This window comes from Cribrihabitans neustonicus (genome assembly GCF_048820895.1).
Lineage (GTDB): Bacteria > Pseudomonadota > Alphaproteobacteria > Rhodobacterales > Rhodobacteraceae > Cribrihabitans_A > Cribrihabitans_A neustonicus.
In genome coordinates, this window is record NZ_JBMERQ010000017.1 from 36,203 (window position 1) to 46,655 (window position 10,453).

Sequence of the window (10,453 nt, forward strand, 5' to 3'; positions counted from 1 at the left end):
CTAACCTACCGAAACGTTTCGGGCTGCGCAGCGTGCGGCGGGATGCGTTGATGTTCTACGCCTGGTTGCAGGCGCGGCACAATAACAGGGAGGATCACAAGACATGACAAAGACACTTAAGACGGCACTCATGGGCACTGCCGCCGCGGCGCTGATGGCAGCCGCCGGAGCCCACGCCGCCGAAGTCACCTATGTGTCCGGCGCGGTTGGCAACGCCGTGGAGGATTTCAAGGAAATCGTGAAGCCCTGGGAAGAGGCCACCGGCCACACCGTGACGCTGGTGCCGATGCCCGCCTCCACCACCGACCAGTTCGGCCAGTACCGGCTGTGGCTGGCGGCCGGCAACGGTGATATCGACCTTTACCAGACCGACGTCATCTGGGCGCCGCAGCTGGCCGATCACTTCGTCGACCTGAGCGAGTCCGCGGGGGATCTGGTCAAGGAACACTTCCCCTCGATCATCGAATCCCAGACCGTCGATGGCCGCCTTGTCGCGCTGCCGATCTTCACCGACGCTCCCGCGCTCTATTACCGCAAGGACCTTCTGGAAAAACACGGCGCTTCGGTGCCCGAAACCTGGGAGGAACTGACCGAAACCGCGCAGATGATCCAGGACGCTGAACGCGCCGAGGGCAATGACGACCTCTGGGGCTTTGTCTGGCAGGGCAACGCCTACGAAGGCCTGACCTGCGATGCGCTGGAATGGATCAAATCCTCCGGCGGCGGCCAGATCATCGAGCCCGACGGCACCATTTCCGTGAATAACGAAAAAGCCGCGGCGGCGCTGGAACTGGCCGCCACCTGGCCGGGCACAATTTCGCCGGAGGGAGTGCTGGCCTACCAGGAAGAGGAATCGCGCGGCGTCTGGCAGACCGGCAACGCTGTATTCATGCGCAACTGGCCCTATGCGTATACCCTCGGAAACAGTGAAGATTCCGCGGTGAAGGGCCTCTTCGACGTGACCACGCTGCCCACCGGGCAGGGCCATGACACTTCGGCGGCCACCCTGGGCGGATGGAACGTGGCGGTGTCGAAATATTCAGACAACCAGGAAGCCGCGATCAGCCTTGCGGCGTACCTCGCCGGAGCCGAGGCGCAGAAGACCCGGGCCCTGATTGCCTCAAGCCTGCCGACGATCATCAGCCTTTACGAGGACGAAGACATCGCCAGCGCGCAGCCGATCATCCCGCGGTGGAAGGACGTGTTCCTGCAGGCTGTGCCGCGCCCCTCGGCACCGGCGCGGGGCGATTACAACGAGGTCTCGACCCTGTTCTTCACCGCCGTGCACTCTGTGCTTTCGGGCGAGGAGAGTGCGGCGGTTGCTTTGGAAGAGCTTGAGCTCGAGCTCGAAGACGTCCTCGACAAGTAATCCCGCCCCCAAGTGCCGGGCAAATCCCTGCCCGGCATCTTCCGATCCGGCCGGGCGGGAGGCCTTTTCCTGCCCCGTTCCAAGGAGGCCCGGCATGCCGCATCCTAAGAACCCTACTAATCTTCCTGCCGCCGCTGTTGAGCCGTCCGCGTCGCCTCCCAGAGAACTGAACCTCCAGCAGCAGAGGGTCAGGGCGGCCTATATGTTCCTGGTGCCGATGCTGGTCATGCTGGCTGTGGTTGCGGCCTGGCCGCTGTTCCGCTCCATTGCCTTTTCCTTCACCGACGCCACCGCCAACACCATCTTCAACAGCCAGTCCGAATGGGTGGGCTTTGAAAACTACCTGGAACGCCGGGTGCGCTCCAACGGCGAGGTGCGCTGGCGCGGGGTGCTGGTGGATGGCGATTGGTGGAACGCGGTCTGGAATACGGTGCGCTTTTCCGTGATTTCGGTCACCTTGGAAACGTTTTTCGGCCTGCTGGTGGCGCTGGTGCTGAACGCCAACTTCAAGGGCCGCGGGCTGGTGCGCGCGGCGATCCTGATCCCCTGGGCAATTCCCACCGTGGTGTCGGCGCGGATGTGGGGCTGGATGCTGAACGATCAGTTCGGCATCATCAACTCGATCCTGCTGACCTTCGGACTGATCGACCGCCCCATTGCCTGGACCGCTTCCGCCGATACCGCAATGATCGCGGTGCTGATTGTCGATGTCTGGAAGACGACGCCCTTCATGGCGCTCTTGATCCTGGCCGGGCTTCAGATGATCCCGCGCGACATGTACGAGGCGGCGAAGATCGATGGCATCCACCCGGTCCGCGTCTTCTTCCGCGTGACGCTGCCGCTGCTGAAGCCGGCGGTTATGGTGGCGGTGATCTTCCGGGCCTTGGATGCGCTCCGGATCTTTGACCTGATTTACTTGCTGACCCCGCAGTCCGACGCCACCGTCACGATGTCGGTGCTCAGCTACCGCGAACTCCAGCAATTCGGCGATTACGGCGAAGGCTCGGCCATGTCGACGCTCTTGTTCCTCATCATCACGCTGTTCGTGCTGCTCTACATAAAGCTCGGCCGCGTCGACCTGTCCGGGGAGAAACACTGATGGAACGCTCACCCTTCTGGAATGTCATGTTCTACATCGGCGTGGCGCTGATCGTCTTGACAGCGGTCTTCCCGTTTTACTACGCGGTGATGTCGAGCTTCGAGACCGGCACCGCGATCTTCTCGCCCAACATCCTGCCCGAAGCCTTTTCGCTGGCGAACTACGAATACGTGCTGGGCCAGTCGAGCTTCCTGCGCTCGGTGCTGAACTCGGTGTTCATCGCCTCGGTCACGGTGGGGTTCGCACTGCTCCTTGCGGTCACCGCCTCCTATGCGCTGGCGCGTGTGCGCTTCCGGGGCCGGGGGCTGCTGCTTATGACTATCCTCGGGGTGTCGATGTTTCCGCAGATCGCGGTGCTTTCGGGACTCTACGAACTGGTCAACTGGCTGGGGCTTTACAACCGCCCCTGGGCGCTGGTGCTCAGCTACACGATCTTCACCCTGCCCTTCACCGTTTGGGTGCTGACGACCTTCATGCGCGACTTGCCGGTGGAGATCGAAGAGGCCGCAATCGTGGATGGGGCGAGCCCCTGGGTCATCATCACCAAGGTCTTCATGCCGCTGCTGTGGCCCGCGCTGGTCACCACCGGGCTTCTGGCCTTCATCGGCGCGTGGAACGAATTCCTCTTCGCGCTCACCTTCACCATTTCGGAAACCCAGCGCACCGTGCCCGTGGCCATTGCGCTTCTGTCCGGCGCCAGCGTCCAGGAAATCCCCTGGGGGCCGATCATGGCGGCCAGCGTCATCGTGACGGTGCCGCTTATCGTGCTGGTGCTCATCTTCCAACGCAAGATCGTCGCGGGCCTCACCGCGGGCGGTGTCAAAGGCTGATCGGAGAATACTCATGGCCCACATCGAACTGAAAGCCGTCCGCAAGTCCTATGGCGCGGTCGAGGTGATCAAGGGCATCGACCTGGAGATCCGCAAGGGCGAGTTCATGGTCTTCGTCGGCCCCTCGGGCTGCGGCAAGTCCACGCTTCTGCGGCTGATCTCGGGGCTGGAGCAGATCACCAGCGGGGATCTCAACTTCGACGGCGAGCGGGTGAACAACATCGTGCCGTCGAAACGCGGCATCGCCATGGTGTTCCAGAGCTACGCGCTTTACCCGCACATGAATGTCTACGACAACATGGCCTTCGGCATGAAGCTGTCGAAATCCTCCAAGGCGGAGATGGACCAGCGGGTGCGCAAGGCGGCCGAGCTGCTGCAGATTGAGCACCTGCTGGACCGCCTGCCCCGCCAGCTCTCCGGCGGCCAGCGCCAGCGCGTCGCGATCGGCCGCGCCATCGTGCGCGACCCGCGGGTGTTCCTGTTCGACGAGCCGCTGTCGAACCTCGACGCGGCGCTGCGGGTGGCGACCCGGCTGGAGATCGCCAAGCTGCACCACGACATGCAGGACGTGACGATGGTCTACGTCACCCATGACCAGGTCGAGGCGATGACGCTCGCCGACCGGATCTGCGTGCTGCGCGATGGAGCGGTGGAACAGGTCGGCACCCCGGCCGAGCTCTACGACAGCCCCAATTCGGTCTTCGTGGCGGGCTTCATCGGCTCGCCCAAGATGAACTTCCTCAACGGCGAGCGCGCCGCCGCCTTCGGCTGCACCACGCTGGGCATCCGCGCCGAGCACATGGAGATCGCTTCCGACGGCGAGGGCACCTGGCATGGCGAGATCGTTCATGCGGAGGACCTCGGGTCCGACCATTTCCTGTTTGTCGACATCGGCGCGGAGGAGCCGGTGCTGGTCCGTCAGCCCGGCAAGCTGCAGGACGCGCTCGGCCGCACGGTCGCTATCCGCCCGATGGATGCGCATCTGCACCGCTTTGGCCCCGACGGGAAACCATTGAAGCTATGATCCCCGGTTTCTTCCGCTCCGGTCCCGGCAACGCAGGGGTGACCGAACCTGACAGGCGCACGGCATGAGGCGATTGTCCGTCCAGCTGCGTCGGCATGCTCACGCGCAGGATGCGGCGCGCTTCGGCCCGTCCTGCGGCAGTGCGGCCGTTACAGCCTTTGACCTGCCACGGGCTTTTCCGCCGCCGCCGATTAGTGCCGTTTCTTCAGTCGCGATCACGTGAAGAATCTCTCCTTGATCCTGTGGCTGCTACAGGGTGCATAAGCGTTCCCATGGTATGTCCGCTCTTTGGCGAGAGGTGAATCCGTGAAGAAATCAATCTGGGCCAGCTATATTGGATCGCTCTCATCACTTGGTGTTGCGGCGTGCTGCGTCTTGCCGATGACACTGATTTTGTTCGGACTCGGTGGAAGCTGGCTTGCAATATTCGGGAAAATCGCCGCCGCAAGCTACTACGTCCTTGGTATTTCAACCGCAGTCTTACTTTCGGCATGGGCTGTTTCGTACCGAAGGGGCTCGATTTCCCACCTAAAGTGGTGGTTGACGGGCAGCACAGTATTAATCGCGATATCATGGATCATCGTTGTGAATGAAGCTCAGATCAACGACTTTCTCATAACCCTTATGTAATGAGGCTAATGACGCGAAACGCTGCCTGGTAAGAGGGAATGCCGGGATGCGGTCATTCAACCTGGAAGGAAGCTGCGAAATATCGCGGCTCCGGGTTGCGCTGCCTGCGGCCGCGATCATTCTGATGGCTTTCATCGCAGGTGGGGTAGTTCTTGGATGTTCGGGGTGGTTCCGGCATGCCCCATATTTTTTCGTAATACCGCGTGGTCTCCAAGTTGCATCCTGTCATTCGCGCCAAATCCCCGCGCCGTATGACCTTCACCATTCTGTGATGAGTTTCCGCGTCGCCCCCCCTTGAGCCTGTATGAGCTACAGACCTTAGGTTGAAGTCATCAACCAGGCAAGGACAACTCGAAACATGACTGAAACCACATCCGCAGGCCGGGCAACGGCACGCAAGGAAAAACCGGATGCCGACCGGAAGGTTTGGGCGACTACCGGATTGGGGGTACTCGGTGCATTGGCCATGACTTCATGCTGCATTCTGCCACTGGTGCTGGTCAGCTTCGGCGTCACCGGCGTTTTCATTGCCCAGTTGGGCGCGCTCTATCAGTACAAGTGGATAACCTTTGCGCTGAGCGCAGCGTTCATTGGCTACGGCTTTTACAAGGCCTACCGCCCAATACCGGCAGAGGCCTGCGCCGATGGAACCTGCGCGCGCCCCATGAACCGGACGCTCATGCGATCCATTCTTTGGATTGCGGCGGTCATCATCGCCGTTGCGGTGATCTTTCCCTACCTCACCCCATACATCCTGTCTTACTGAAGGGCCCGCATCATGAAGAACATCTTTCTTACTCTTTCAGCTCTGGGAGTACTCGCGGCGGCTCCCGCCAGTGCCGGCGAACAGCGTATCAATGTCGGGGTCGGCAAACTGACTTGTCCCTCCTGTTCCTTCACCGTGGCGGCGGCCATGCGCGGCGTTCCCTCCGTCGAGATCGTCGACTTTCTTGAAGGTCAGTCCTGGGGCGAAGGAACTTATGTGGTGGCCTACGACGACGAGGCGGCGACCCCTGAGATGATCGTCAACGCGGTTCTGGCCAATGGCTACCCGGCTGAAATCCTTCAGCCCGGCGGTTCCTGAGGCTTGAAGGAAGGGGAAGGCCATGAGGGACAGGCACATGGGAGGTCTTCTGGCCTTCGTCATTGCCGCTCCGGTTATGGTGATCTGTTGCGGAGGCGGTGCCGTTGTCCTCTCTGGCTTACTGGGCGGGCTGACTGGCTGGCTGTCGGGGCTCGGCTGGATTGCAACTGTGATCGCTGCCGTCGGTGCCATGCTGGTCTTTCGAGAGTTCAAACGGAGACGCCCGGCACACGCCGGCAGCGCGCCAGAAGACACTTGCTGTCGGCATGACGCGAAAGCCAGCCTCGACTCTGCCGAAAACGCGAACCGGCAGCAAAGCGGACGGACTTCATAGGCCGTCGCTGCAGTGGCCGTGTCCATTTGATCAGGAAAACAGCCTCTTCGCCAGGCGGGTTTTCCGCAGGCTTGGAAACAGAAGATACATGAATACTGAAGAAAAATCCTCGAATGGCCTCCTGAAGGTCGGCCTCATCGGTACGGTCATCGCGGCGCTTTGCTGCTTCACACCTGTTCTTGTCGTCCTCTTCGGCGCCGTCGGTCTTGCCGCCGTCGCCGGATCCTTAGATTTAGTGCTGCTTCCTGCGCTCGGGATTTTCATCCTGCTGACGGTCTACGCCCTGAGCCGAAAGAAAGCTCGCAATACCCAATCGCAAAGGAACTAGGCGAGGGTGGCCCCCTTTAGGCGATATGATGCAGATGGCACCGCAAATGATGGGCTGTGGCTGGTTGAGGCGGCCAAAGACCCTGGCGCAGGTCTGCGCACACAAGCCAAGGTTTTGAAAGTCCCGCAGAAGAGCAACGAAATTGTTGTCACTGTGGAACGTCCCGCCAGCACCGGAACGGTCACCTGTGACCTGACAGTACATGCCACCGCGCACAGACGTGGCGGCTTCTTTTAGGAAAATAAGGAAGATGACGATGGAGCAAAAAGTCGAAACCCATGATTGTTGCGGCCCGGCAGGTACTGATGGCAGGACATTTGACCTGATCGTGGTGGGTGCGGGTTCGGCAGGTTTCTCCGCCTCGATCACCGCGGCCGAGGCCGGCAAGCGAGTGGCGCTTGTAGGATACGGTACGATCGGCGGCACCTGCGTGAACGTCGGCTGCGTGCCGTCGAAGGCGATGATCCGCGCCGCCGAAGCAGTACATGGCGGCACATCGGCGGCACGTTTCCCAGGCGTCGGGCCGTGCAGCCACGCAGTCGACTGGGGCGCGGTGGTGCAAGGCACGGCCGATCTGGTCGTCGAAATGCGGCAGAAGAAATACCTCGATCTGCTGCCAGCTTATGACAATGTGACTTACATAGAAGAAGGTGCCGCACGTCTCGTCGAGGGCGGGGTTCAAGCGGGCAGCCGTTTGCTTTCCGCTCCCCGCGTCCTGATCGCCACCGGGTCGCGCCCTCAACTGCCGGAAATCGAAGGCCTCGCCGAGGTGGACGTACTGGACTCCACCGGCCTTCTGACCCTGCCCGCGCGTCCTGCCAGCATCATGGTGCTGGGTGGGGGCTATATCGGCTGCGAACTGGCGCAGCTGGCGTCCAGGCTCGGGGTGAAGGTCACGCTTGTCACCCGTTCGCGTCTACTGCCCGGGGCGGAACCAGAGGTGGCCGAGGCGCTGACCGAGGCGCTGAAGGCGGAAGGCATCGCGGTCGAAACCAGCTTGGCTTACAAATCGGTCGCGCAAGGAACGGACGGTGTCACCCTGACCATCGAACGCGATGGCAAGACCGACACGCGGACAGCGGAACGTTTAGTTGTGACCACCGGCCGGGTGGCCAACGCCGACGGGCTTGGACTGGCAGACCTGGGCATCGAAACCGATGCGCGCGGGTCGATCAAGGTCGGCCCAGACATGGCCACCACACGGAAGGGCGTCTGGGCGGCAGGCGATGTCACTGACCGCGACCAATTCGTCTACATGGCGGCCTATGGCGCCAAGGTCGCGATCAGCAACGCTCTGGGGCTGGAGCCAATGCACTACGACAATGCCGCGATGCCCTGGGTGGTGTTCACCAATCCGCAAGTAGCTGGCGCCGGTCTCTCGGAGGCCGAGGCAAAAATGGCCGGGCACGAGGTTAAGACCAGCGTGCTTTCGCTCGGCAACGTTCCGCGTGCTGCGGCAGCGCGCGATACCCGCGGCGTGATCAAGCTGGTGGCGGATGCCAGGACCGACCGTCTGCTGGGTGGTCAGATCGCAGCACCGGAGGGTTCCGACACGATTCAGACGCTGGCCATGGCGCTCAAGTTCGGCATGACCACCAAGGCGCTCGGCGAGACGCTCTTTCCCTATCTGACCACGGTCGAGGGGCTGAAACTCGCGGCACAGACCTTCGACAAGGATGTGGCGAAACTGAGCTGCTGTGCCGGGTGACGAAGTGAGGCGCGGGAACACCACGGATCTTCTTTCCAGTTGCCATGATGCGCTGGCAGGTTGGAGGGCTCCGGAGGCAGCCATGTTGTTCGCCGTGTCCGGCAGAGCGCATCCGGTCAAGACATGGGTTTGGGCCGGGGCCCTCGCCTGGGTGGGGGCGGCCTGGCTTTGGAACTGCGGGCGGCGTCATTGCTTCCGGACCGGGCCAATCTTTCTGGCGATGGCGCTGGTTGTGCTGACACAGGGGTATGGGGTTGCGGACCTCGGAAGCCAGGGGTGGAAATGGCTTGGTGCAATGATCGGAATTGGCGCCTTGGGTGTCATCGCTGTCACGGAGCGCGGGGGCAAGTATCTCTGAGCAACCATAAGGAGCGATGATGGCGGACGATGGCAGAAAAGGCCCTCTAGCTGCGCTGGCCGCACTGAAACTCGCCTGCTGCGGCGGGCTCCTGCTGGCCACCAGCGAATTCCCGCTTGGCGGTTTCTTGTCACTGATGGCCCTCTCTGCGGTCAAACTGAGGTGGTCCCCAATCGTTGGACAGTTTCCGGCGTAATTTGAACTACTCTCTGCCTCTGCTGACCGGGTTGGGTTTCGTCTTTTCTCAGCCAATAGACCACGGCTGGCGGTCTGCCGCCAAGGGCGGAATGTGGGCGCTTCCGATTGTAGAATTCCACCCACTTTCCGACGCCTGCCCTTGCCTCCGATCCGGTTGCCCAAGCGTGCAGGTAGACGCATTCGTATTTCAGAGGCCGCCATAGCCGTTCCACGAAGATGTTATCAAGGAACCGGCCTTTGCCGTCCATCGAGATGCGCACGCCAGCTCGGCGCAGTCTGTCCGTCCAGGCGAAGGAGGTGAATTGCGAGCCCTGATCGGTGTTCATGATATCGGGCGGGCCGAAGCGGTGGATTGCCTCGTTCACCGCCTCGACGCAGAAGCCGGCTTCCAGCGGATTCGAGATGCGCCAGGCCAGCACCTTGCGCGTGTGCCAGTCAATGACCGCCACCAAATACAGGAACCCGTTGCGCATCGGCAGGTAGGTGATGTCGGCCGCCCAGACCTGGTTTGGGCGGGTCACGCGCAGACCGTGCAACAGATAAGGGTATGTCTCGTGTCCTTTTGCCGCCTTGCTGGTGTCGGGCTTCTGATAGATCGGCATCAGGCCCATGAGCCGCATCAAACGGCGGATGCGTTTCTTGTTCACCAGATGACCTTCATTGCGCAGGTGCCAGGTCATTTGGCGAACACCGGAGAACGGTGTTTCCAGGAACTGCTCATCGATCTGCCGCATCAGCATCAGGTTCAGAGCCGTTTCGCCCTTGGGCGTGTAATAGAACGACGACCGCGGGATCGACAGCAGCCTGCATTGCTTGCCGATAGACAGCTCAGAATTGGCAGGTTCGACCATCTTGCGCCTCACTTGCCGATCCACGGCTTGAGCTTTCGTGACAAAAAATCGTTGGCAACTGCCAGCTGCCCGATCTTGGCATGCAGTTCTTTGACCCGCTCTTCGCCGATCTCCGGGCCTTTCTTGCTGCCACGCTCGAACACACCGGATGCCCCCTCCAGCAGCGCCCGCTTCCAGCTGTGGATCATCGTCGGGTCAACACCAAACCGGCTCGCCAACTCGGCCGCCGTCTGTTCACCCATCAGCGCTTCCAGCGACACTTTAGCCTTGAACTCAGGCGAATGGTTCTTCCGTTTCGACATCTCTGATCTCCTCTTCGTCGAAGATCAGCAGACAGCAAATCGTAGCTTAGGTCAGTGTCCGAAATTCGGGGGGTAGCTCATAGCTCACGCTGCCGGAGCCAGCCAGGAGCGCCAGAAGGCGGTAGCCTCCCTGAAGAAGGTGGAGGGAAAGATCGCGGGCATTCTGACGGCCATTGAAGACGGAATGTACCATGCGTCATTGAAGACGGAATGTACCATGCGTCATTGAAGGCCAAGATGTCGGAACTGGAAGCGAAGAAAGCCGGATTGGAGGCCATCATCAAGGAAAGCCCGCAGCCCCCTGCCCTGCGGCTGCATCCCAGCCTTTCGCAGCGCTA

At 61.4% G+C, this 10,453-nt stretch carries 10 protein-coding genes; 8 read left to right on the plus strand and 2 right to left on the minus strand.

Translation table 11 applies throughout. The annotated features are described in order from the left end of the window. Nucleotides 1-103: 103 nt before the first annotated feature. From ACOHWE_RS19080 to ACOHWE_RS19095, 4 genes are all read left to right on the plus strand, one after another. On the plus strand, nt 104-1,369 hold the full coding sequence (locus tag ACOHWE_RS19080) for an ABC transporter substrate-binding protein (RefSeq protein WP_420668319.1): 1,266 nt from the start codon (nt 104-106) through the stop codon (nt 1,367-1,369). A 202-nt stretch (nt 1,370-1,571) separates the two neighbouring features. Continuing rightward, nucleotides 1,572-2,468, plus strand: coding sequence for a carbohydrate ABC transporter permease (locus ACOHWE_RS19085; protein ID WP_420668320.1), 897 nt, complete (start codon nt 1,572-1,574; stop codon nt 2,466-2,468). Then, complete coding sequence (locus tag ACOHWE_RS19090) at nt 2,468-3,298, plus strand: carbohydrate ABC transporter permease (protein ID WP_420668321.1); 831 nt, start codon at nt 2,468-2,470, stop codon at nt 3,296-3,298. The genes ACOHWE_RS19085 and ACOHWE_RS19090 overlap by 1 nt, the downstream gene beginning before the upstream one ends. Before the next feature lie 13 nt (nt 3,299-3,311). After that, complete coding sequence (locus ACOHWE_RS19095; RefSeq protein ID WP_420668322.1) at nt 3,312-4,322, plus strand: ABC transporter ATP-binding protein; 1,011 nt, start codon at nt 3,312-3,314, stop codon at nt 4,320-4,322. Between the two features lie 570 nt (nt 4,323-4,892). On the opposite strand, the gene ACOHWE_RS19100 is transcribed toward ACOHWE_RS19095, so the two are convergent. Further along, nucleotides 4,893-5,087 (minus strand): hypothetical protein, encoded by a 195-nt coding sequence (locus tag ACOHWE_RS19100; RefSeq protein WP_420668323.1) that lies wholly within the window; start codon nt 5,085-5,087, stop codon nt 4,893-4,895. Nucleotides 5,088-5,310: 223 nt separating this feature from the next. Between ACOHWE_RS19100 and ACOHWE_RS19105 the strand changes: the two genes are divergently transcribed. From ACOHWE_RS19105 to merA, 4 genes are all read left to right on the plus strand, one after another. Further along, on the plus strand, nt 5,311-5,718 hold the full coding sequence (locus ACOHWE_RS19105; RefSeq protein ID WP_420668325.1) for a mercuric transporter MerT family protein: 408 nt from the start codon (nt 5,311-5,313) through the stop codon (nt 5,716-5,718). A 12-nt stretch (nt 5,719-5,730) separates the two neighbouring features. After that, entirely contained in the window at nt 5,731-6,036 is a 306-nt protein-coding gene (locus tag ACOHWE_RS19110) for a heavy-metal-associated domain-containing protein (protein WP_420668326.1), read from the plus strand. A gap of 422 nt (nt 6,037-6,458) precedes the next feature. After that, complete coding sequence (merF, locus tag ACOHWE_RS19115) at nt 6,459-6,698, plus strand: mercury resistance system transport protein MerF (protein WP_420668327.1); 240 nt, start codon at nt 6,459-6,461, stop codon at nt 6,696-6,698. 256 nt (nt 6,699-6,954) lie between these two features. After that, complete coding sequence (gene merA, locus ACOHWE_RS19120; RefSeq protein WP_475682160.1) at nt 6,955-8,406, plus strand: mercury(II) reductase; 1,452 nt, start codon at nt 6,955-6,957, stop codon at nt 8,404-8,406. Between the two features lie 510 nt (nt 8,407-8,916). On the opposite strand, the gene ACOHWE_RS19125 is transcribed toward merA, so the two are convergent. After that, a protein-coding gene (locus ACOHWE_RS19125) for an IS3 family transposase (protein ID WP_420668329.1) occupies nt 8,917-10,115 on the minus strand; the annotation gives its coding sequence in 2 pieces (ribosomal slippage) (nt 8,917-9,854 and nt 9,854-10,115; 1,200 coding nt in all). Between the last annotated feature and the right edge of the window lie 338 nt (nt 10,116-10,453).